The sequence below is a fragment of the Mesobacillus harenae genome, assembly GCF_013343715.1.
GTDB classification, from domain to species: Bacteria; Bacillota; Bacilli; order Bacillales; family Cytobacillaceae; genus Mesobacillus_A; species Mesobacillus_A harenae.
The window spans coordinates 53,482-72,664 of the sequence record NZ_JABUNR010000017.1 but is presented as its reverse complement, the minus strand read 5'-3'; the positions used below and the strand labels follow the sequence as shown (position 1 = coordinate 72,664).

The 19,183-nt window shown below is 41.2% G+C and carries 35 protein-coding genes; 1 reads left to right on the top strand and 34 read right to left on the bottom strand.

Annotated elements, in window-relative coordinates; translation table 11 throughout:
- Positions 1–5: 5 nt before the first annotated feature.
- Positions 6–206 carry a helix-turn-helix domain-containing protein gene (locus HRJ06_RS19010; RefSeq protein WP_242035299.1) on the bottom strand — a complete coding sequence of 67 codons (201 nt, stop codon included), beginning with the start codon at positions 204–206 and terminating at the stop codon, positions 6–8.
- A 108-nt stretch (positions 207–314) separates the two neighbouring features.
- Positions 315–503 carry a hypothetical protein gene (locus HRJ06_RS19005; protein ID WP_174734552.1) on the bottom strand — a complete coding sequence of 63 codons (189 nt, stop codon included), beginning with the start codon at positions 501–503 and terminating at the stop codon, positions 315–317.
- A 599-nt stretch (positions 504–1,102) separates the two neighbouring features.
- Between HRJ06_RS19005 and HRJ06_RS19000 the strand changes: the two genes are divergently transcribed.
- Positions 1,103–2,200, top strand: a complete 1,098-nt coding sequence (locus HRJ06_RS19000; protein WP_197970035.1) for a site-specific integrase — start codon at positions 1,103–1,105, stop codon at positions 2,198–2,200.
- 116 nt (positions 2,201–2,316) lie between these two features.
- Here the strand turns inward: HRJ06_RS19000 and rpsI are convergent, their stop codons facing one another.
- From rpsI to rpsS, 32 genes are all read right to left on the bottom strand, one after another.
- Complete coding sequence (gene rpsI / locus HRJ06_RS18995; protein WP_174734551.1) at positions 2,317–2,709, bottom strand: 30S ribosomal protein S9; 393 nt, start codon at positions 2,707–2,709, stop codon at positions 2,317–2,319.
- Positions 2,710–2,729: 20 nt separating this feature from the next.
- Positions 2,730–3,167 carry a 50S ribosomal protein L13 gene (gene rplM, locus HRJ06_RS18990; protein WP_174734550.1) on the bottom strand — a complete coding sequence of 146 codons (438 nt, stop codon included), beginning with the start codon at positions 3,165–3,167 and terminating at the stop codon, positions 2,730–2,732.
- Positions 3,168–3,378: 211 nt separating this feature from the next.
- On the bottom strand, positions 3,379–4,116 hold the full coding sequence (truA, locus tag HRJ06_RS18985; protein ID WP_174734549.1) for a tRNA pseudouridine(38-40) synthase TruA: 738 nt from the start codon (positions 4,114–4,116) through the stop codon (positions 3,379–3,381).
- 12 nt (positions 4,117–4,128) lie between these two features.
- On the bottom strand, positions 4,129–4,926 hold the full coding sequence (locus HRJ06_RS18980; protein ID WP_174734548.1) for an energy-coupling factor transporter transmembrane component T family protein: 798 nt from the start codon (positions 4,924–4,926) through the stop codon (positions 4,129–4,131).
- A complete protein-coding gene (locus tag HRJ06_RS18975) occupies positions 4,926–5,792 on the bottom strand; it encodes an energy-coupling factor ABC transporter ATP-binding protein (protein WP_174734547.1) in 867 nt (288 codons plus the stop codon). The genes HRJ06_RS18980 and HRJ06_RS18975 overlap by 1 nt, the downstream gene beginning before the upstream one ends.
- Entirely contained in the window at positions 5,768–6,607 is an 840-nt protein-coding gene (locus tag HRJ06_RS18970) for an energy-coupling factor ABC transporter ATP-binding protein (RefSeq protein WP_174734546.1), read from the bottom strand. The genes HRJ06_RS18975 and HRJ06_RS18970 overlap by 25 nt, the downstream gene beginning before the upstream one ends.
- A 425-nt stretch (positions 6,608–7,032) precedes the next feature.
- Positions 7,033–7,395 (bottom strand): 50S ribosomal protein L17, encoded by a 363-nt coding sequence (rplQ, locus tag HRJ06_RS18965; RefSeq protein WP_174734545.1) that lies wholly within the window; start codon positions 7,393–7,395, stop codon positions 7,033–7,035.
- Between the two features lie 79 nt (positions 7,396–7,474).
- On the bottom strand, positions 7,475–8,419 hold the full coding sequence (locus HRJ06_RS18960; RefSeq protein WP_174734571.1) for a DNA-directed RNA polymerase subunit alpha: 945 nt from the start codon (positions 8,417–8,419) through the stop codon (positions 7,475–7,477).
- 171 nt (positions 8,420–8,590) lie between these two features.
- Positions 8,591–8,980, bottom strand: coding sequence for a 30S ribosomal protein S11 (gene rpsK, locus HRJ06_RS18955; protein ID WP_174734544.1), 390 nt, complete (start codon positions 8,978–8,980; stop codon positions 8,591–8,593).
- A gap of 23 nt (positions 8,981–9,003) precedes the next feature.
- Positions 9,004–9,369, bottom strand: coding sequence for a 30S ribosomal protein S13 (rpsM, locus tag HRJ06_RS18950; RefSeq protein ID WP_174734543.1), 366 nt, complete (start codon positions 9,367–9,369; stop codon positions 9,004–9,006).
- Between the two features lie 21 nt (positions 9,370–9,390).
- Positions 9,391–9,504, bottom strand: a complete 114-nt coding sequence (gene rpmJ / locus HRJ06_RS18945) for a 50S ribosomal protein L36 (protein WP_003156543.1) — start codon at positions 9,502–9,504, stop codon at positions 9,391–9,393.
- Positions 9,505–9,538: 34 nt separating this feature from the next.
- Positions 9,539–9,757: a translation initiation factor IF-1 gene (gene infA / locus HRJ06_RS18940; RefSeq protein ID WP_025909748.1), complete on the bottom strand. Its 219-nt coding sequence runs from the start codon at positions 9,755–9,757 to the stop codon at positions 9,539–9,541.
- Complete coding sequence (locus HRJ06_RS18935; RefSeq protein WP_174734542.1) at positions 9,744–10,070, bottom strand: KOW domain-containing RNA-binding protein; 327 nt, start codon at positions 10,068–10,070, stop codon at positions 9,744–9,746. The genes infA and HRJ06_RS18935 overlap by 14 nt, the downstream gene beginning before the upstream one ends.
- Positions 10,071–10,085: 15 nt before the next feature.
- The gene (map, locus tag HRJ06_RS18930; protein WP_174734541.1) at positions 10,086–10,832 is read right to left on the bottom strand and encodes a type I methionyl aminopeptidase; all 747 of its coding nucleotides are present in this window, start codon (positions 10,830–10,832) and stop codon (positions 10,086–10,088) included.
- Complete coding sequence (locus tag HRJ06_RS18925; RefSeq protein ID WP_174734540.1) at positions 10,832–11,482, bottom strand: adenylate kinase; 651 nt, start codon at positions 11,480–11,482, stop codon at positions 10,832–10,834. The genes map and HRJ06_RS18925 overlap by 1 nt, the downstream gene beginning before the upstream one ends.
- A gap of 58 nt (positions 11,483–11,540) precedes the next feature.
- Positions 11,541–12,836: a preprotein translocase subunit SecY gene (gene secY, locus HRJ06_RS18920; protein ID WP_174734539.1), complete on the bottom strand. Its 1,296-nt coding sequence runs from the start codon at positions 12,834–12,836 to the stop codon at positions 11,541–11,543.
- Positions 12,836–13,276, bottom strand: a complete 441-nt coding sequence (gene rplO / locus HRJ06_RS18915; RefSeq protein WP_174734538.1) for a 50S ribosomal protein L15 — start codon at positions 13,274–13,276, stop codon at positions 12,836–12,838. The genes secY and rplO overlap by 1 nt, the downstream gene beginning before the upstream one ends.
- Before the next feature lie 32 nt (positions 13,277–13,308).
- A complete protein-coding gene (rpmD, locus tag HRJ06_RS18910; RefSeq protein WP_174734537.1) occupies positions 13,309–13,491 on the bottom strand; it encodes a 50S ribosomal protein L30 in 183 nt (60 codons plus the stop codon).
- 13 nt (positions 13,492–13,504) lie between these two features.
- Positions 13,505–14,005, bottom strand: coding sequence for a 30S ribosomal protein S5 (gene rpsE / locus HRJ06_RS18905; RefSeq protein ID WP_174734536.1), 501 nt, complete (start codon positions 14,003–14,005; stop codon positions 13,505–13,507).
- 24 nt (positions 14,006–14,029) lie between these two features.
- Positions 14,030–14,392: a 50S ribosomal protein L18 gene (gene rplR / locus HRJ06_RS18900; RefSeq protein ID WP_174734535.1), complete on the bottom strand. Its 363-nt coding sequence runs from the start codon at positions 14,390–14,392 to the stop codon at positions 14,030–14,032.
- A gap of 33 nt (positions 14,393–14,425) precedes the next feature.
- Positions 14,426–14,962 (bottom strand): 50S ribosomal protein L6, encoded by a 537-nt coding sequence (rplF, locus tag HRJ06_RS18895; protein ID WP_174734534.1) that lies wholly within the window; start codon positions 14,960–14,962, stop codon positions 14,426–14,428.
- A gap of 31 nt (positions 14,963–14,993) precedes the next feature.
- The gene (gene rpsH / locus HRJ06_RS18890; RefSeq protein ID WP_174734533.1) at positions 14,994–15,392 is read right to left on the bottom strand and encodes a 30S ribosomal protein S8; all 399 of its coding nucleotides are present in this window, start codon (positions 15,390–15,392) and stop codon (positions 14,994–14,996) included.
- Positions 15,393–15,421: 29 nt separating this feature from the next.
- Positions 15,422–15,607, bottom strand: coding sequence for a type Z 30S ribosomal protein S14 (locus HRJ06_RS18885; protein ID WP_174734532.1), 186 nt, complete (start codon positions 15,605–15,607; stop codon positions 15,422–15,424).
- Between the two features lie 25 nt (positions 15,608–15,632).
- Positions 15,633–16,172: a 50S ribosomal protein L5 gene (gene rplE / locus HRJ06_RS18880; protein WP_174734531.1), complete on the bottom strand. Its 540-nt coding sequence runs from the start codon at positions 16,170–16,172 to the stop codon at positions 15,633–15,635.
- A 26-nt stretch (positions 16,173–16,198) separates the two neighbouring features.
- Positions 16,199–16,510, bottom strand: coding sequence for a 50S ribosomal protein L24 (gene rplX / locus HRJ06_RS18875; protein WP_174734530.1), 312 nt, complete (start codon positions 16,508–16,510; stop codon positions 16,199–16,201).
- A gap of 35 nt (positions 16,511–16,545) precedes the next feature.
- Complete coding sequence (rplN, locus tag HRJ06_RS18870) at positions 16,546–16,914, bottom strand: 50S ribosomal protein L14 (protein ID WP_174734529.1); 369 nt, start codon at positions 16,912–16,914, stop codon at positions 16,546–16,548.
- 40 nt (positions 16,915–16,954) lie between these two features.
- A complete protein-coding gene (gene rpsQ, locus HRJ06_RS18865) occupies positions 16,955–17,218 on the bottom strand; it encodes a 30S ribosomal protein S17 (protein WP_174734528.1) in 264 nt (87 codons plus the stop codon).
- A gap of 21 nt (positions 17,219–17,239) precedes the next feature.
- Entirely contained in the window at positions 17,240–17,443 is a 204-nt protein-coding gene (rpmC, locus tag HRJ06_RS18860) for a 50S ribosomal protein L29 (RefSeq protein ID WP_003351417.1), read from the bottom strand.
- Complete coding sequence (rplP, locus tag HRJ06_RS18855) at positions 17,433–17,867, bottom strand: 50S ribosomal protein L16 (RefSeq protein ID WP_174734527.1); 435 nt, start codon at positions 17,865–17,867, stop codon at positions 17,433–17,435. Before rplP ends, rpmC begins: the two co-directional genes overlap by 11 nt.
- A 2-nt stretch (positions 17,868–17,869) precedes the next feature.
- Positions 17,870–18,526, bottom strand: coding sequence for a 30S ribosomal protein S3 (rpsC, locus tag HRJ06_RS18850; protein ID WP_174734526.1), 657 nt, complete (start codon positions 18,524–18,526; stop codon positions 17,870–17,872).
- Positions 18,527–18,529: 3 nt separating this feature from the next.
- Positions 18,530–18,871 (bottom strand): 50S ribosomal protein L22, encoded by a 342-nt coding sequence (gene rplV, locus HRJ06_RS18845; RefSeq protein WP_174734525.1) that lies wholly within the window; start codon positions 18,869–18,871, stop codon positions 18,530–18,532.
- A gap of 18 nt (positions 18,872–18,889) precedes the next feature.
- The gene (rpsS, locus tag HRJ06_RS18840) at positions 18,890–19,168 is read right to left on the bottom strand and encodes a 30S ribosomal protein S19 (RefSeq protein ID WP_174734524.1); all 279 of its coding nucleotides are present in this window, start codon (positions 19,166–19,168) and stop codon (positions 18,890–18,892) included.
- Positions 19,169–19,183: the final 15 nt, after the last annotated feature.

Below are 19,183 nucleotides of genomic sequence, written 5' to 3'. Positions count from 1 at the left end.
GATATTTACTGGTAGGAGTTTTTTCGCAACCACTCCTTTACATCCCAACGATTTAAGCGGATGACTTGGCCTCTTTGAAAAAAGGGAATTTCTTTACTTGCTATCATGTTACGAACCGTGGGAACACTCACTTTCAAATAATCGGCAGCTTCACGAATGGTCATAATTTCCTCCTTTTCATCTTCATCCTTAATCTCTAAAAACATCTCTTGTATTACTCCTTCAATTCAGTTCGATTAATTAGGATTGTGCCTTCTGGTAATTCCAATTTGAAATTCAATTAGCCCTCCCCCTAATCAGTACATTTTTTTAAGTTATAAACAGTTAATTTTAATCATGCTCCTTTTCAAGTTGCCTTTTTCATCAAATAACAAATCCTCTACAACTCCGAGTTCCTCTGCAATTTGCCTTCTCAGTTTTGGCCATGCTCTGCGGTGTTCACGTTCTACCATGGTTATATTTGTAGGATGTATCCCAAGTGGATTATTTTTTTGAAAATACATCCTCCTTACAAGACATTATAAAAATTTTCTTTGACGAAATACCTTCACTTGAAAAAAGAATATGCAAGAACAAATGATTATAATAAACTTGAGGAATTAAAGACTCTCAGAAAAGGGGCTACAAGGTTTGTTAACAGAGGTTTAAGGCTGGTATCACCAAGTATAAACTTGGGGGAAAACAACGAATACTTACCCTCCTATACCTCTGTTTCGTTATTAGATGCTGTTTACCATCAACTTTATGAAGCCATTACTCAAAGAAAGCAATTTCGCCGTTGTTTGCAATGTGGGTCGTTATTTGTTCCCAGGAAACCAAATGCAAAGTTTTGTCCACCGCTCCAATTTGGTAAGCATAGTTCATGTCAAAATAGCTATAATCAAATGAAAAGTCGTGCAAGAAAAGCTGTTCTATCAAGGAAAAAGACTATTGAGGAAGTAGCTAAGTCAATAGGGAGACCTTTAGAAGAAGTAAGGAAGTGGTTCAATTAATATAGACTCGTTTTATATCTGAATTTAATTAAATATGTGAGGTGTAAAAATGGCATCATATCAAAAATATTCAACGAAACAAGGCCAAATGTGGTTATTTAAAACGGACACTGGACACTGGAATAAATCCAGAGACGGGAAAAAGACAAACTACAACACGTAGGGGATTTAAAACCAAAAAAGAAGCTCAAATAGCAGCTGCTAAGCTTGAACAAGAAATAGCTAGCGGTATATCAATAAAGAATGACAACCTTACTTTTCATGATGTATTCAATCAGTGGTTTTTGAATCATTCCAAAACAATTAAGCTGAGCACAAAGAAAGCTATTGAATCAAAATTCAATAAGCATATATTGCCCCGCTTCGGTAAATTAAAAATAAAAGAAATAACAAGAGCTTATTGCCAAAAAATGATTAATGAAATAGCTCAATCAATTACATCTGTTAACAATATAAAGATTCAAGCAAACCAAGTTTTCAAATACGCTTTAAAAATGGATATTATACAAAAGAACCCATTAGAGCATGTAAGTATACCTAGACACCAAAAGGAATTGATCAATGACGAAAGTGAAGCGGATGAGCGGAATTACTGGAAAAAGGATGAGATAAAAAAATTCTTAACAATAACAAAACAGGAATTATCGTTTCGTGATCATGTACTATTTCACCTTTTAATTTATACTGGTGCACGCAAAGGTGAAATATTAGCTCTTACATGGGATGATATAGACTTTGAAGCAGGTTCCATCCGCTTTACAAAAACACTTTTTCACAACAAAGGTAAATTTATCTTTCAAACGTCTAAAACAAAGGAATCTAAGCGTTTAATTAGTTTAGATACTAAAACCCTATCTTTACTCAAACAATGGCGTATACGGCAAATAGAAGCGGAATTAGCTAATGTGAATAACGCTGATGGTAATAAAATGGTTTTTACTAGGGATGACGGTACTCCTCTCCGCTTAGCTTATCCAAATGAAAAGCTCGATATTGTAATTAAGCAACACAAGACTCACAGAATTACTATTCATGGTTTACGTCATACCCATGCTTCCCTGTTATTTGAAGCAGGAGCAAGTATAAAGGAGGTTCAGGAGCGGCTAGAACACTCTGATATACAAATGACGATGAACATCTATACACACGTAACAGATACGCTAAAAGAGCAAACCGTACAAAAATCTCAAAGGTACATTGAGCTATAATGTGTGGTCAGATGTGGTCAAAAAGATTTTCGTGGTCAAAATGTGGTCAAAAGCACTTTTCAGGCATTAAAAAGACCCCCAACCAAAATGGTTGAGAGCCTTGAAACGTAGATATATTAACGCTTTGAGAACTGAGGTGCACGACGAGCGCCTTTAAGACCGTATTTTTTACGTTCTTTCATACGAGCGTCACGAGTTAACAGTCCTGCACGCTTAAGTGTTGGACGGTATTCTGGGTCAACTTGCAGCAATGCACGGGAAATTCCGTGACGGATTGCGCCAGCTTGGCCTGTATAGCCACCGCCAGATACGTTTACATGGATATCGTAGCTTCCTAAAGTTTCAGTTGCTACTAGTGGCTGTCTTACTACTTCGCGTAAAGCTGCGAATGGGATATAATCTTCAATTTCACGACCGTTGATAACAATTTGACCATCGCCAGGTACTAAACGAACACGAGCAACGGAGCTCTTACGACGACCAGTACCAATATATTGAACCTGTGCCAAGATAATAACCTCCTTAATAATTATCCACGAAGTTCGTAAACTTCAGGTTTTTGAGCTTCATGCGGATGCTCATTTCCAGCGTATACATGTAACTTTTTGAACATTTGGCGTCCAAGAGATCCTTTTGGAAGCATGCCTTTAATTGCAAGCTCTAACATTTTTGTTGGGTAGTTAGTGCGCATTTCAAGAGCTGTTCTTTGTCTTAATCCGCCTGGGTGATTTGTGTGACGGTAGTAAATCTTGTCATTGATCTTGTTGCCTGTTAATTCGATTTGAGAAGCGTTGATAATGATAACATTGTCACCAGTGTCCACATGTGGTGTAAAAGTTGGTTTATGTTTACCACGTAAGATTGATGCAACTTCGCTTGAAAGACGTCCAAGAGTCATTCCAGCAGCATCAACTACGTACCATTTACGCTCAATATTATTGGCATTTGCCATAAACGTTGTACGCATGAGTTTCCCTCCTAGAAAATAAAAATCCATTTTGATGTTGGTTTCATATATTTTGCACGAGTTGCTTTCCGGGGCTCATCGTGGGGTTAAAATACATACCATATGATATAATATAACTTTATTGGCATCTTGTCAACACCAGGATTAGTTGTCATAGTGAATTTGAAAATTATTTTAAAGAACAATTACGGAAAGATATTTAAAAAGCGAACTAGTAAAATACCTCCCATAAATAAAGACCCTGTCCAGGCGCCGTTTTCCCCGTCAGCCTTCGGTCCTTTTTCTCAAGGACTTCTGGCAGGCTGAACGGATCACGGTCGCCCCCGCCAATTTCCAAAAGCGTCCCCATAAGGATACGGACCATATTATACAAGAAACCGTTGCCGACAAATCGAAATACTAACATTTCGTCTTCCTCGAAAAACTCGATTTCCTTTATAGTCCGGACCCTGTCTTCCACTTCAGTTTTCGCTGAACAGAAGCTTGTAAAATCATGAGTGCCCACCAAAAATTTTAATCCTTCCTTCATGGCGATGTAATCAAGCTTGTATGGAAATTGAAAAGCATAATTCCGCGTAAAAGGATCACGTTTTTTTGAAGGGTATACAAAATAGCGATACTCTTTACCAGCTGCATCAAATCGAGCATGAAAGCCATCTTCGGCTTTTTCAATTCTGTTGAATGCTATGTCCGAGGGAAGCATAGAATTTAGCGCATTCTCCCATTTGTTAACAGGAATTTTCAAGGGCGAATCAAAATGAATTACCTGGCCCTTTGCATGAACTCCAGCGTCGGTACGCCCTGAGGCAGTTATCTTAACCGATGTACCTTTATGGATCTTAGCAAGAACTTCCTCAATCTCGTTTTGAACCGTCCGTTTATTTGGCTGGATTTGATAACCAGAAAATCCTGAACCATCATAGGCAATTGTACATTTATACCTTTGCATAACATACCCTCTTTAATCCCTTAGTAAGAACAGCAGAACAGACATAAGAGCTAAAACAATTATCATCACCGTGTCACGAGAGGTCCAGCTTAGCTGCCTGTATTTCGTCCGCCCCTCTCCGCCACGATATCCGCGAGCCTCCATGGCGATTGCAAGTTCCTCTGCCCGTTTAAAAGAACTGATAAACAGCGGGATTAGAAGAGGTACAACTGCTTGTACACGTTCTTTTATTGGTCCTGAAGAAAACTCAACACCTCGTGCAATTTGTGCCTTCATTATTTTATCAGTTTCTTGCATTAGAGTAGGAATAAATCTCAAAGAAATCGACATCATAAGGGCAAGCTCATGTACGGGAAACTTTATCTTTTTTAATGGATTTAGCAAATTCTCCAAACCATCTGTTATCTCAATAGGGGTGGTGGTCAGAGTTAGTAAAGATGTCATTAGGATGAGTAGAAAAAACCTCAAGGAAATAAATATCCCCTGCCTAAGTCCTTCTTCATAAATCTTAATAAGCCCAAGGTCTAATATTAATTCACCCTCCTTAGTAAAAAACACATGGAGAATTAACGTAAATATAACGAGCCAAAGGACTGGTTTTAATCCAGCGTATAAAAACCTCGGCGAAATTGTAGAGAATCCAACCATACCAAATGTATAAATTGCTAAAAGAGTATAAGTCCAAAAATTATTGGCGATAAATACTACACAAACAAACAAAAAGACGATCAACAGCTTTGAGCGCGGATCCATTCGATGAATGACCGATTCAGCGGGAACATACCGCCCGAAAATCATTTTCTCCATCATTATGAATCCCTCCCTTTTAGAAAGGCTGCCACTTCATCAGTAATTTGTTCAGTGGTTAAGCAGATCTTTTTAAACTTTGTCTGGAAGGTATTTTCAAACTTCAATTGGAAACGGACTACTTCAGGAACATCTAGACCTAACTCTATTAAATCTTTAGGTTCAGAAAAGATTTCCTCAGCTGTTCCTCTCTTCAGCACTTGTCCCCGGTGCATAACAAGAATTTGGTCAGCATACTGGGATGCATCCTCCATGCTATGGGTTACAAGCACCGTGGAAAGATTTCGTTCCTTATGCAGATTATAAAACATATCCATAATTTCTTTTCGGCCTCTTGGATCAAGCCCGGCGGTTGGTTCATCTAACACAAGTACACTTGGTTCCATTGCCAAAACACCCGCAATAGCCACACGCCTCATTTGGCCGCCTGACAGCTCAAATGGTGACTTCTGCAGAATATCTTCTGTTAAGCCAACTTGCTGAATACAAGCCTTGGCACGTTCCTTCGAGACAGCTTCAGACACACCGAAATTCATCGGACCAAAACATATATCCTTTTCCACTGTCTCTTCAAATAACTGATGCTCTGGAAACTGAAATACGATGCCGACTTTTTGCCGGATTGATTTTAAATTTTTTTCCTTGCGGTTGGCGATAATTTCTCGGTCACCTATTTTAACAGTACCACTCGTTGGTTTCAGCAAAGCATTTAAATGCTGCAAAACCGTTGATTTGCCAGAACCGGTATGCCCAATTAAAGCCATATAGGTCCCCGCCGGGATATCAATGGTAACATCTGTTATTGCGAGCCTCTCAAATGGGGTATTTGCCTGGTAACGATATTCTACGTCTTTAAGTAAGATGTCCATAACTCAGCCACCAACTCTTCTTCGGTTAAATAATGCTTCGACACTTGAATCCCCCTTTGTCTGAGCTGCTTATTCATTTTAACGGGAAACGGTATGTCAAGGCCAAGCTTGATAAGTTCCTCTTCCATTTGAAAAATTTCCTCTGGTATGCCTTCGCGGAACAGTTCACCCTTATTCATGACAATGATACGGTCCGCCTTCGCGGCCTCCTCAAGATCATGTGTAATAGATATTACCGTGATTCTCGCTTCATTTTTTAGCTTACGCACTGTTTCTAGTACTTCTTCTCTTCCGCGAGGGTCAAGCATAGAGGTAGCCTCATCCAATATGATAATATCAGGGCGCAACGCTAATATTCCAGCAATGGCAACTCGTTGTTTTTGCCCTCCGGACAGATGGTGCGGCTCTTGATCCAGAAAGGATTCCATTTTTACTTTTTTTAAAGAATCTTCTACACGCTCGACCATTGTCTCTCTTGGTATGCCGTGATTTTCTAAACCAAAAGCCACATCATCCTTTACTGTTGTCCCAACAAATTGATTATCAGGATTTTGAAAGACCATGCCGATTTTTTTCCGAACATCCCATACTGTATCTTCATTGAGCTTGAGATCATCTACGAATATAGTACCTTCTTCAGGAAACTGAAGGCCATTTAACAGCTTTGCCAAAGTAGATTTCCCTGACCCGTTGTGCCCCACAATCGCCAGCCATTCTCCTTCAAAAATATCAAAAGAAATATTTGATAATGCATAGACTTCCTGGCCTGGATACTTATATTTTACGTTATTAATGCTGACAAGTGCTTTATTCATGAAGATCTCCTCTCTGCTCGACTCTAGACATCCGATGTTTAAACCAGTTAATTCTTCAATAATAAAAAAAGCCTGCACCTCCTCCATGCGGGAGACCCGCGAAAAATCTGTCCTTACGGAGTGGGAGGAAGTGCATGAGCTAGACGAGACATACCAGATATGCGCGCGAAGACCGCTGTAATAACGATAATCGCTGAGGTCCAGAGATGATAGTTAGAAGCTTCATCTTAGGAAGGAACTATTTGAGCAGACGCATAAGGAACCTGCCTAATAGAACATGCATTTCCAAGATAAAGTTGTATGCTCATCGTAACGCTCGCTTTGGCTTGGTACTGGTACTTTAGTATTAAAAAATTTTTTTAAAAAGGGCGATGAAACAAGTTTGTATAAAACTGTCCATCGCCCTTGTTGAGTGTTTAAGGTTATTAAACTAGCTCGATGATGACCATTGGTGCACCGTCACCGCGGCGTGGTCCAAGTTTCATAATTCGAGTGTATCCACCTTGGCGCTCTTGGTAACGTGGAGCGATATCAGCAAATAACTTTTGTAAAGCATCTTGGTTTGTTTCAGCATTAGCTACTTCATTACGAACCCAAGCAGCAGCCTGACGGCGAGCATGTAAATCACCGCGTTTTCCCAATGTGATCATTTTTTCTACAACGGAACGAAGCTCTTTCGCACGAGTTTCAGTTGTTTCGATTCTCTCATTGATGATCAGGTCTGTTGTTAAGTCACGCAGCATAGCTTTGCGTTGGGCACTTGTACGTCCTAACTTTCTGTATCCCATGAGTGTTTCCCTCCTTTGTTGAAGTCCTCTTTTAGCTGCAAGAAGCTGACAGTAAAATGCCTAGTTAAGCAATAGTTAACTAGTCATCTTTACGTAAGCCTAAGCCTAGCTCTTCTAGTTTTGCTTTAACCTCTTCAAGAGATTTGCGTCCTAAATTGCGAACCTTCATCATATCTTCTTCCGTCTTATGAGCAAGCTCTTGAACGGTGTTGATACCAGCACGCTTTAGGCAGTTATATGAACGAACAGAAAGATCTAGTTCTTCAATCGTCATTTCAAGAACTTTTTCTTTTTGATCTTCTTCTTTTTCTACCATGATCTCTGCATTTTGAGCCTCGTCCGTAAGCCCGACAAAAATATTCAAGTGCTCTGTTAGAACTTTCGCTCCTAAAGCAATCGCTTCTTTCGGTCCTGTGCTTCCGTCAGTCCAAACATCAAAAGTTAGTTTATCATAGTTAGTCATTTGACCAACCCGTGTATTTTCAACCTGGTAGGATACACGTGATACCGGAGTAAAGATTGAATCAATTGGGATGACACCGATTGGCTGGTCTTCCCGTTTATTTTGAACTGCAGGTGTATAGCCACGACCTCTTTTCGCAGTAAGGCGCATGCGAAGCTGGCCTTTTCCGGATAGAGTTGCAATTTGGAGATCAGGATTTAAAATCTCTATATCACTGTCATGAGTAATGTCACCGGCTGTAACTGGACCTTCACCCTGTGTGTCAATCTCTAGTGTTTTTTCTTCATCAGAGTAAATTTTTAATGCCAGTTTTTTTACATTCAAAATAATGGATGTAACATCCTCTACGACGCCTTCAATTGTTGAGAATTCATGAAGTACTCCATCGATTTGGATCGATGTGACAGCTGCACCTGGGAGTGAGGATAATAGGATACGACGTAAGGAGTTACCCAAAGTTGTACCATATCCACGCTCAAGCGGTTCTACGACAAACTTGCCGTACTTGGCATCATCGTTGATCTCAACCGTTTCGATTTTTGGTTTTTCTATTTCGATCATCAAATATACCCTCCTTCAAAACGTCGAAACCCCGGCTGGCTCTCACCTAACCGAAATTTTCCCATGTATACGTTCCCGTATGTGCACAACAACTGGACTAATTATTTCCGTATATCAAAAATTTGTATCATATCCCATTATAGACATGGATACAAATTCTATACAGAAAAATTAAACACGGCGACGTTTTGGCGGGCGGCAGCCGTTATGTGGAACTGGAGTTACGTCTCTAATTGCTGTAACTTCAAGGCCTGCAGCTTGAAGAGCACGAATAGCAGCTTCACGTCCTGCACCAGGTCCTTTAACAGTTACCTCAAGAGTTTTTAAGCCATGTTCCATAGAAACTTTAGCTGCTGTCTCTGCTGCCATTTGAGCTGCAAATGGTGTAGACTTACGAGATCCTTTGAATCCAAGTGAACCTGCACTTGACCAGGAAATAGCATTACCATGAACGTCAGTAATTGTTACGATAGTATTGTTAAACGTTGAACGAATATGAGCAATACCCGCTTCAATATTCTTTTTGACACGGCGTTTACGTGTATTAGTTTTACGAGCCATTTATTGGTTACCTCCCTTACCGATTATTTTTTCTTGTTAGCTACTGTCTTACGAGGTCCTTTACGAGTACGAGCGTTGTTCTTGGTGTTTTGACCGCGAACAGGCAAGCCGCGACGGTGACGAAGACCACGGAATGAACCGATTTCCATTAGACGTTTGATGTTAAGGGAAACTTCACGACGAAGGTCACCTTCTACTTTTAACTTATCGATAATATCACGAATTTTGTTTAATTCTTCTTCTGTAAGATCACGCACACGAGTATCTTCGGACACTCCAGCTTCAGCTAGAACTTTTTGAGCAGTCGGGCTGCCAATTCCAAAAATATATGTTAATGCGATTACTACGCGTTTTTCGCGGGGAATATCTACACCAGCAATACGTGCCATCTAAAATGCACCTCCTTGTTTTTAGCCTTGTTTTTGTTTATGTTTAGGGTTTTCACAGATCACCATGACTTTGCCTTTTCTGCGGATGACTTTGCACTTTTCGCAAATCGGCTTAACAGATGGTCTTACTTTCATTACACTAACCTCCTTGATAGTACGGAGTGCCTAATTATTTAAAGCGGTATGTGATTCTTCCGCGAGTCAAATCATATGGAGAAAGCTCAACTGTTACTTTATCTCCTGGCAGAATACGAATAAAGTGCATTCGAATTTTACCTGAAACATGAGCTAGCACTGTATGACCATTCTCTAATTCTACCTTAAACATAGCGTTGGGCAAAGTTTCAAGTACTGTGCCTTCCACTTCAATTACATCATCTTTCGCCATCAACATCGTCTCCCTTCTTCTTATCAAGTGCGTTTTCATTCATATACCTTGCTAAAGCAAAGCGAAGCTTCCCGTTCGTTACCCGGCCGGTATCGGCAATGCTGTTTTTTACTTCTGGTGATACACATCCAACTGTTTGCAGATGCTGAATGTTCTTCTTTTTAGGCTGGTCAAACTTTCGTTTATCACCGTCTGCAAGAAGAGCATACCGTTCATCAACTAACCCGATAATTATAGCATACTGGCCCGCATCGCGTCCGCGGGTAACTACTACAATTTGACCGATTTGCGGAATAACATCCGATTCTATCAATTAGATCACCTACATTCAGGCTTTTGTAAGAATCTCAAAACCAGTTTCTGTAACAGCTATCGTATGCTCAAAATGGGCGCACATTTTTCCATCGACTGTCACTACAGTCCAGTCATCGGCTAATGTTTTAACATAACGGCTTCCTGCATTCACCATCGGTTCAACACAAAGCACCATTCCAGGCTTCAAGCGAGGCCCTTTGTTAGGCGGTCCATAATGAGGAATTTGCGGGTCCTCATGTAATTCTTGCCCGATTCCATGGCCGACATACTCACGAACAATTGAAAAGCCATTTGCTTCAACATATGTTTGAATCGCATGGGAGATATTCGATAAGCGTTCACCTGGCTTAGCTTCCTTAAGGCCTTCAAATAGAGACTCTTCTGTTACAGCTAACAGTTGCTTTGCCTCTTCACTAATTTCACCAACGGCGTATGTCCAGGCTGAATCGCCATGATATCCGTTGTATTTAGCGCCAATATCAATACTGATTATATCGCCATCATTAAGGATGCGTTCACCAGGAATCCCGTGAACTAGTTCATTGTTTACGGATGCACAGATGCTGCCACTAAACCCATTATAGCCTTTGAAAGAAGGTATAGCTCCAGAGCCCGTTATGAACTTATCCGCTATTGCGTTAAGCTCTGCAGTAGTTATGCCTGGAACAATGTGCTTCTTCAATTCATTATGAGTCAAGGCGACGATACGTCCCGCATCACGCATAATTTCTATTTCACGAGCGGTTTTACAAATGATCATTATTGTAAGCCCCCAAGCAGTTCATCAATAGCAGTAAACACGATATTAATATCCTGCTGGCCATTGATGTTACGCAAGTAGCCTTTTTCTTCGTAGAAGTTTAACAGTGGCTTTGTTTGCTGGATATTAACATCCAAGCGGTTTTGGACTGTATCGGCATTATCATCTGCGCGCTGGTACAATTCTCCGCCACAGCGGTCGCAAATACCTTCCTGTGAAGGTGGATTAAACACCAAATGATAAGTCGCTCCGCAATTTTTACAAATCCTGCGGCCTGTTAACCGTTCCATCAGAATATCTGAATCGACATCAATATTGATCACATAATCAATTTTCTTGCCTAAGTCAGCGAGCATGTATTCAAGCGCTTCAGCTTGAGCAACCGTACGCGGAAATCCATCAAGGAGAAATCCTTTTTCACAGTCCTCTTTGCTTAAACGTTCACGGACAATCCCGATTGTAACTTCATCAGGAACGAGTGCACCTTTGTCCATGAATGATTTGGCTTTTATGCCAAGCTCTGTGCCTTCTTTTATAGCAGAACGGAACATATCCCCAGTAGAAATATGAGGAATATTGTATTTTGCAACAATTTTTTCGGCCTGGGTGCCTTTACCTGCACCTGGAAGTCCCATTAATACCAAATTCACAAGAATTCCCCCCAGTATCCAATTAAGATTTAGGGAACAGCTGTGTTCCCCAATCCTTTTATTTAATAAAACCTTTATAATGGCGTTTAACAAGCTGTGCTTCAAGCTGCTTCATTGTTTCGAGTGCAACTCCGACAACGATCAGCAAGCTAGTTCCGCCAATTTGAACAGTCTGCGGAAGTCCTGCGAATTTGATAAAAAAGACAGGCAAAATTGATATAACGGACAGGAAGATTGCTCCTACAAAAGTTAACCTGTAGAGGACTTTTGTAAGATATTCCTGAGTATTTTGTCCCGGACGAATACCGGGAATATACCCGCCTTGTTTCTTTAAATTCTCAGAAACTTGCTCAGGGTTCACCTGGATAAACGCATAGAAATACGTAAACGCGATGATTAATGCCACATAAACGATCATACCGATCGGCTGTGTATAATCAAACGTCCTTTGTATCCAGATCGTCACGTCATTCGTACCAAAAAACTGGGCGATTGTCGGTGGCGTTACAACAAACGAAATCGCAAAGATAACCGGGATTACTCCAGCAGCATTAACCTTTAACGGCAAATGTGTTGATTGCCCGCCTACTTGATTTCGGCCGGCTGCCATGCGTTTCGCATATTGAATTGGAATTTTTCTGATTGCCTGTTGAATGAAAATAACCCCAACAACAATGGCAATAACAGCTAAAACAATTAATAGAATGGTAACAATTCGCAGGAACAGCTGATCTCCAGCTCCCTCAAACTGCTGCGCATATATTTGATTAACCATTGTTGGCATTCCTGCAACGATACCAGCAAAGATAATAATCGAAATACCATTACCTACACCTTTTGCTGTAATTTGCTCACCTAACCACATTAAGAATGCAGTTCCGGCAGTTAAAACCACGGCTATAAGCAAGTAAGTACCAATACCGGATTCAGTAATTAACAATCCCCCGGCCATGTTGTTAAACCCATAAGACATTCCAAGTGCTTGAATGAATCCTAGCACTATCGTGAAATATCGGGTAAATTGAGCTAATTTACGGCGCCCTGCTTCTCCTTGCTTGGACCATTCAGTGAACTTAGGAACAACATCCATTTGTAAAAGCTGCACAATGATGGATGCAGTTATATAAGGCATGATTCCCATAGCAAGTATTGAGAAGTTTTGTAGAGCTCCTCCGCCGAAAGTGTTAAGTACACCGAACACATTTAAGTCATCCTGTGCTTTTAATACATCAGCATTTACATTGGGGACTGGAATAAATGCCCCAATGCGAAATACAATCAACATTAAAAGGGTGAATAAGATTTTGCTTCTAATTTCACCCACGCGCATAAAGTTGGAGATTGTCTGAAACATTAAATCACCTCAGTTTTGCCGCCGGCAGCTTCAATAGCTTCTTTGGCTGCAGAGGAGAACTTATGAGCTTTAACTGTTAGTTTTTTCTCTACGTTACCTTTTGCCAGGATTTTTACTCCTGAACGTTCATTGCTGACAAGACCGGTTTCAATCAAAAGTTCTGGAGTTACTTCTGTTCCGTCTTCGAAACGGTTTAACGCGTCCAGATTAACAACAGCATATTCTTTTCGATTGATATTTGTAAAGCCGCGCTTTGGCAAACGTTGGAATAAAGGTGTTTGACCACCTTCGAATCCAAGGCGAACACCGCCGCCGGAACGAGCGTTTTGACCTTTAGTACCTTTACCGGCAGTTTTACCAGTACCGGATCCAATACCGCGCCCTTTACGTTTGCGTTCTTGACGAGAACCTTCAGCAGGTTTCAAATCGTGTAGTTTCATGTTGGCACCTCCTTATTTTAAAGAAGAATAGATTACTGTTCTTTAACTGTTACAAGATGACTCACTTTATTGATCATTCCACGGATAGCGGGATTGTCTTGCTGTTCGACGGTTTGATGCATTTTGCGTAAGCCAAGGGCTTTAACTGTTTCACGCTGATCAGCCGGACGGCCGATCACGCTGCGTGTGAGGGTAATTTCTAGTTTATTAGCCATTTGATTTCCCTCCTTATCCTAACAGTTCTTCTACTGATTTGCCACGTAATCTAGCTACGTCTTCAGCACGCTTTAATTGTTTTAATCCATCCATAGTAGCACGGACCATGTTAATTGGAGTGTTAGACCCTAATGATTTAGAAAGGATGTCACCAACACCAGCTAACTCTAGAACCGCACGGACAGGACCACCGGCAATTACTCCAGTACCTTCTGATGCAGGTTTAAGGAAGATCTCGCCAGCTCCGAAGTGTCCAATAACCTGGTGAGGAATTGTTGTTCCTACCATCGGTACTTCGATTAAGTTTTTCTTCGCATCTTCAATTGCTTTGCGGATAGCATCTGGAACCTCTTGAGCTTTTCCAGTACCAAATCCTACATTACCGTTTTTATCGCCAACTACTACTAGAGCGGTAAAACGGAAACGACGTCCGCCTTTAACAACTTTAGCTACTCGGTTAACTGTAACTACGCGTTCTTCAAGTTCAAGTTTGTTTGGATCAATACGACGCATCTGTATGTGTCCCTCCTTTTCCTATTAAAATTGTAATCCGTTTTCGCGGGCAGCTTCAGCTAAAGCTTTTACGCGGCCATGGTAAAGGTATCCCCCACGGTCGAATACTACAGACTGTAGGCCTTTTTCAACTGCACGTTTTGCGATTAGTTCGCCAACTTTTTGCGCAGCATCAACATTAGTAGTTGATTCAAGAGTAAGCTCTTTATCTAAAGTAGAAGCACTTGCAACAGTTACTCCATTTACATCGTCGATCAGTTGAGCATAAATGTGTTGGTTTGAACGGAACACATTTAAACGAGGACGAGCTTCAGTTCCGCTGAGTTTCGCACGCACACGGCCATGTCTCTTTTTGCGAACAGCGTTTTTATCAGCTTTCGTGATCATTTACGTCACTCCTTTCGTTTTACCTATGAGGCATTACTTGCCTGTTTTACCTTCTTTGCGGCGTACATATTCGCCTTCATAACGGATCCCTTTGCCTTTATACGGCTCAGGCGGACGAACGTCACGGATGTTAGCAGCTAATGCTCCAACACGTTCCTTATCAGCACCTCTTACAATAACCTTTGTGTTAGCTGGTACCTCAACCTCAACGCCTTCTTCAGGCTCAATTTCAACCGGATGAGAGTAACCTACGTTAAGAACAAGCTTAGTACCTTGTTTAGACGCACGGTAACCTACACCGATTAACTCAAGAGATCTTTCAAATCCTTTAGATACACCTTCTACCATGTTGGAAAGAACAGCACGTGTTGTGCCGTGCAATGCACGATGGTCTTTAGCGTCTGAAGGACGAGTAATGGTAATGATATTGTCTTCTATCTTAATTTCGATATCTGGGTTAAAAGTACGGGAAAGTTCGCCTTTCGGTCCGTTTACCGTTACAGTGCTGCCAGAAAGAGTAACTGTTACTCCAGATGGAATTTCAATTGGTTTTTTACCTACGCGAGACATTTGTTGCACCTCCATTCATTAAAAAGCTATATTACCAAACGTATCCTAGAACTTCTCCGCCCACTTGTTTCGCACGTGCTTCTTTGTCTGTTAAGACACCTTGAGAAGTTGACACAAGTGCAATACCTAGACCGTTAAGTACACGCGGTACATCTGTAGACTTCGCATATACACGAAGGCCTGGCTTGCTGATGCGTTTAAGACCAGTGATAACACGTTCATTGTTCGCACCATATTTTAGAAAGATACGGATAGTACCTTGTTTGTTGTCTTCGATATATTCAACGTTACGAACGAAGCCCTCACGCTTAAGGATCTCTGCGATCTCCTTCTTAATGTTAGAAGCAGGTACTTCTAACTTTTCGTGACGTACCATATTCGCGTTACGAATACGTGTAAGCATATCTGCAATCGGATCTGTCATGACCATTATTTTTACCTCCTTCCCAGACTTGGGGTTTACCAGCTAGCTTTCTTCACACCAGGAATTTGCCCTTTGTATGCTAATTCACGGAAACAAATACGGCAAAGCCTAAATTTACGGTATACAGAGTGCGGACGGCCGCAGCGTTCACAGCGAGTGTACTCTTGTACCTTGTGTTTGGGCGTGCGTTTTTGCTTCGCAATCATTGATTTTTTAGCCACGTTTTCGCCTCCCTCTATTTAGAGATTACTTCTGGAACGGCATGCCGAACTGTGTTAGTAGCTCGCGAGCCTCTTCGTCAGTATTAGCAGTCGTTACAATTACAATATCCATGCCACGAACTTTATTTACTTTATCATAGTCAATTTCTGGGAAGATTAACTGTTCTTTAACACCAAGTGTGTAGTTTCCACGTCCGTCAAATGACTTCTTAGAAACACCGCGGAAATCGCGTACACGTGGAAGTGAAACAGAAATTAACTTATCAAGAAATTGATACATACGCTCTCCGCGTAGTGTAACTTTAGCACCGATTGGCATACCTTCACGAAGACGGAAACCAGCGATTGACTTTTTCGCACGAGTGACTACAGGTTTTTGACCAGTAATAGTTGTAAGCTCTTCAACAGCAACATCGAGCGCCTTTGCGTTGGCAACTGCATCACCAACACCCATATTGATTACGATCTTCTCTAGTTTTGGTACTTCCATAACGGATTTATAGTTGAACTTGCTCACTAGAGCAGGAGAAATTTCCTTATTGAACTTTTCTTTTAGGCGGTTCATCGATTGTACCTCCCTTCATCTATGAACTATTTATCTAGAACTTCACCGGATTTTTTTGCTACGCGTACTTTCTTCCCATCTTCTTGTTTGTAACCAACGCGTGTTGGCTCACCTGATTTAGGGTCGATAGGCATAACGTTTGATACATGAATAGATGCCTCCTGGCTGATAATGCCGCCCTGTGGGTTAACTTGAGAAGGCTTTGAATGTTTTTTAACAACATTGATTCCCTCGACAAGGACTTTGCTTAATTTAGGGTAGGCTGCAAGGATGATTCCTGTCTTGCCTTTATCCTTGCCAGAGATGACCATTACTTTGTCACCTTTTTTTACATGCATCTGTGTGCACCTCCTTAAAAGGCATTGAATTTAAATTATAGTACTTCTGGAGCTAGTGATACGATTTTCATAAAGTTGTTGTCGCGAAGTTCACGAGCAACCGGTCCGAAGATACGAGTTCCGCGCGGACTCTTATCGTCACGAATGATAACACATGCATTCTCATCGAAAGTGATATATGAACCATCTTTACGACGCATGCCGCTCTTCGTACGAACGATAACCGCTCTAACTACGTCACCTTTTTTAACAACGCCTCCTGGTGTTGCTTGTTTCACTGTACAAACGATAACATCACCAATGTTAGCTGTCTTGCGTCCGGAGCCACCTAAAACCTTAATTGTAAGCACTTCACGAGCACCTGAATTATCAGCAACTTTTAAACGTGATTCCTGTTGGATCATGCGAGTAACCTCCCTTCGGAATAAACCTTAATCCGAACAATTAAATAATAACTGCTTTTTCAACCACTTCTAGTAAGCGGAAGCGTTTTGTTGCAGAAAGCGGGCGAGTTTCCATAATGCGAACAACATCGCCAATTTTTGCTTCATTTTGCTCATCATGAGCTTTGAACTTTTTAGAGTATTTCACACGCTTGCCGTATAAAGAATGCGTTTTGTAAGTTTCAACAAGAACTGTTACGGTTTTATCCATCTTGTCTGAAACGACGCGTCCAGTATAAACTTTGCGTTGGTTGCGTTCACTCATTTTGCGAGAACCTCCCCTATATTATCGATTGTTAACGCCGATTTCTCTTTCACGAATCACAGTTTTCATGCGAGCAATCGCTTTGCGAACTTCACGAATGCGAGCTGTGTTTTCAAGTTGTCCAGTCGCTAATTGAAAGCGCAGGTTGAATAGCTCTTCTTTTAAGGATTTAACTTTTTGTTCGATTTCGGCAGTGGTAAGGTCACGAATTTCATTAGCTTTCATTAGTTTCACCACCAATTTCTTCTCGTTTTACAAACTTGCATTTAACTGGAAGTTTGTGTGCAGCTAAGCGTAATGCTTCGCGTGCTACTTCCTCAGAAACGCCAGCAAGTTCAAACATGATCTTGCCTGGTTTTACTACAGCAACCCATCCTTCAGGAGCACCTTTACCGGAACCCATCCGAACTTCTAGAGGCTTTGCAGTATAAGGCTTATGAGGGAAAATTTTAATCCAAACTTTACCGCCACGTTTCATGTAACGAGTCATTGCAATACGGGCAGATTCAATTTGACGGTTTGTGATCCAAGAAGCTTCAAGAGCTTGAAGGCCGTATTCACCGAAGTTCACTTCAGTGCCGCCTTTTGCGTTTCCACGCATTTTGCCGCGGTGTACACGACGATACTTAACGCGTTTAGGCAATAACATAATTATTTGCCTCCTTCCTCAGATTTCTTCTTAGCAGGAAGGACTTCTCCACGGTAAATCCATACTTTTACGCCAAGCTTACCATAAGTAGTGTCCGCTTCTGCATGTGCATAATCAATGTCAGCACGAAGAGTATGAAGTGGAACAGTTCCTTCGCTGTAATGTTCAGAACGAGCGATGTCTGCGCCGCCTAGACGACCGGAAACCATTGTCTTGATCCCTTTAGCTCCAGCACGCATTGAGCGTTGAATAGCTTGTTTTTGAGCACGACGGAAAGATACACGGTTTTCTAATTGGCGTGCAATGTTTTCTGCAACCAATTTCGCATCCATATCGGCTCTTTTAATTTCAAGAATGTTAATGTGTACGCGTTTGCCAGTTAACTGGTTAAGCGCCTTACGAAGTGCTTCAACTTCTGTACCACCCTTACCAATAACCATTCCTGGCTTAGCAGTGTGGATTGTTACGTTTAAACGGTTTGCTGCACGTTCGATTTCTACTTTAGAAAGAGAAGCATCACTCAAACGCTTTGCGATGTATTCACGAACTCTAAGGTCTTCGTGTAAAAGATCTGCATAGTCTTTGCCTGCGTACCATTTTGATTCCCAATCACGAATGATTCCGACGCGCAATCCAACTGGATTTACTTTTTGACCCACTGATTATCCCTCCTTCTTTTCTGATAGCACGATTGTAATATGACTAGTGCGTTTGTTTATTTGACTAGCACGGCCCATAGCACGGGGACGGAAACGTTTTAAAGTTGGTCCTTCGTCTACAAATACCTGAGAAACTACTAAATTATTCACGTCCATATCGTAGTTGTGCTCAGCGTTTGCCAATGCGGAATTTAATACTTTTTCCACGACTGGAGAAGCAGCCTTTGGAGTAAGTTTTAAAATAGCTACCGCTTCACCAACTTGCTTTCCTCGAATTAAATCTACTACTAAGCGAACTTTACGAGGAGCAATACGAACTGTTCTTGCAACAGCTTTAGCTTGCATATGAATGCCCTCCTCTCATTAGCGTCTTGTTTTCTTATCATCACTGGCATGACCTTTGTAAGTACGAGATGGAGCAAATTCTCCAAGCTTGTGACCTACCATGTCTTCAGTAACATATACAGGAACATGTTTACGACCGTCGTAAACAGCGATTGTGTGTCCGATGAATTGTGGGAAGATCGTAGAACGGCGTGACCAAGTTTTTACTACTTGCTTGCCTTCCGTTTCATTTAACTTTTCGATCTTTTTAATCAAATGCTCATCAACAAAAGGTCCTTTTTTTAAGCTGCGACCCATGATTGAACCTCCCTT

Coding starts and splice junctions, on each gene's coding strand:
- rplO (WP_174734538.1), bottom strand. CDS start 13,276: ATGAAACTACACGATTTGAAACCTGCTGAAGGTTCTCGTCAAGAACGC.
- rpsE (WP_174734536.1), bottom strand. CDS start 14,005: ATGCGTCGTATTGATCCAAACAAACTTGAACTTGAAGAACGCGTAGTT.
- rplP (WP_174734527.1), bottom strand. CDS start 17,867: ATGTTATTGCCTAAACGCGTTAAGTATCGTCGTGTACACCGCGGCAAA.
- rpmJ (WP_003156543.1), bottom strand. CDS start 9,504: ATGAAAGTAAGACCATCTGTTAAGCCGATTTGCGAAAAGTGCAAAGTC.
- rplM (WP_174734550.1), bottom strand. CDS start 3,167: ATGCGTACAACGTTTATGGCAAATGCCAATAATATTGAGCGTAAATGG.
- HRJ06_RS18975 (WP_174734547.1), bottom strand. CDS start 5,792: ATGGACATCTTACTTAAAGACGTAGAATATCGTTACCAGGCAAATACC.
- rpmC (WP_003351417.1), bottom strand. CDS start 17,443: ATGAAAGCTAATGAAATTCGTGACCTTACCACTGCCGAAATCGAACAA.
- truA (WP_174734549.1), bottom strand. CDS start 4,116: ATGCAAAGGTATAAATGTACAATTGCCTATGATGGTTCAGGATTTTCT.
- rpsH (WP_174734533.1), bottom strand. CDS start 15,392: ATGGTCATGACAGATCCGATTGCAGATATGCTTACACGTATTCGTAAC.
- rplR (WP_174734535.1), bottom strand. CDS start 14,392: ATGATCACGAAAGCTGATAAAAACGCTGTTCGCAAAAAGAGACATGGC.
- rpsS (WP_174734524.1), bottom strand. CDS start 19,168: ATGGGTCGCAGCTTAAAAAAAGGACCTTTTGTTGATGAGCATTTGATT.
- rpmD (WP_174734537.1), bottom strand. CDS start 13,491: ATGGCTAATAAACTAGAAATTACCCTCACACGCAGCGTGATCGGCCGT.
- HRJ06_RS18980 (WP_174734548.1), bottom strand. CDS start 4,926: ATGATGGAGAAAATGATTTTCGGGCGGTATGTTCCCGCTGAATCGGTC.
- rplQ (WP_174734545.1), bottom strand. CDS start 7,395: ATGGGATACAGAAAGTTAGGACGTACAAGTGCCCAACGCAAAGCTATG.
- HRJ06_RS18970 (WP_174734546.1), bottom strand. CDS start 6,607: ATGAATAAAGCACTTGTCAGCATTAATAACGTAAAATATAAGTATCCA.
- rpsK (WP_174734544.1), bottom strand. CDS start 8,980: ATGGCTCGTAAAACTAATACACGTAAACGCCGTGTCAAAAAGAATATT.
- infA (WP_025909748.1), bottom strand. CDS start 9,757: ATGGCGAAAGATGATGTAATTGAAGTGGAAGGCACAGTACTTGAAACT.
- HRJ06_RS19010 (WP_242035299.1), bottom strand. CDS start 206: ATGTTTTTAGAGATTAAGGATGAAGATGAAAAGGAGGAAATTATGACC.
- HRJ06_RS18960 (WP_174734571.1), bottom strand. CDS start 8,419: ATGATCGAAATAGAAAAACCAAAAATCGAAACGGTTGAGATCAACGAT.
- rplV (WP_174734525.1), bottom strand. CDS start 18,871: ATGCAAGCTAAAGCTGTTGCAAGAACAGTTCGTATTGCTCCTCGTAAA.
- rplF (WP_174734534.1), bottom strand. CDS start 14,962: ATGTCTCGCGTAGGTAAAAAACCAATTGAAATTCCATCTGGAGTAACA.
- rplX (WP_174734530.1), bottom strand. CDS start 16,510: ATGCATGTAAAAAAAGGTGACAAAGTAATGGTCATCTCTGGCAAGGAT.
- HRJ06_RS19005 (WP_174734552.1), bottom strand. CDS start 503: ATGTATTTTCAAAAAAATAATCCACTTGGGATACATCCTACAAATATA.
- rplN (WP_174734529.1), bottom strand. CDS start 16,914: ATGATCCAACAGGAATCACGTTTAAAAGTTGCTGATAATTCAGGTGCT.
- rpsQ (WP_174734528.1), bottom strand. CDS start 17,218: ATGAGTGAACGCAACCAACGCAAAGTTTATACTGGACGCGTCGTTTCA.
- secY (WP_174734539.1), bottom strand. CDS start 12,836: ATGTTTCAGACAATCTCCAACTTTATGCGCGTGGGTGAAATTAGAAGC.
- rplE (WP_174734531.1), bottom strand. CDS start 16,172: ATGAACCGCCTAAAAGAAAAGTTCAATAAGGAAATTTCTCCTGCTCTA.
- rpsM (WP_174734543.1), bottom strand. CDS start 9,369: ATGGCACGTATTGCTGGTGTAGATATTCCCCGCGAAAAACGCGTAGTA.
- map (WP_174734541.1), bottom strand. CDS start 10,832: ATGATCATTTGTAAAACCGCTCGTGAAATAGAAATTATGCGTGATGCG.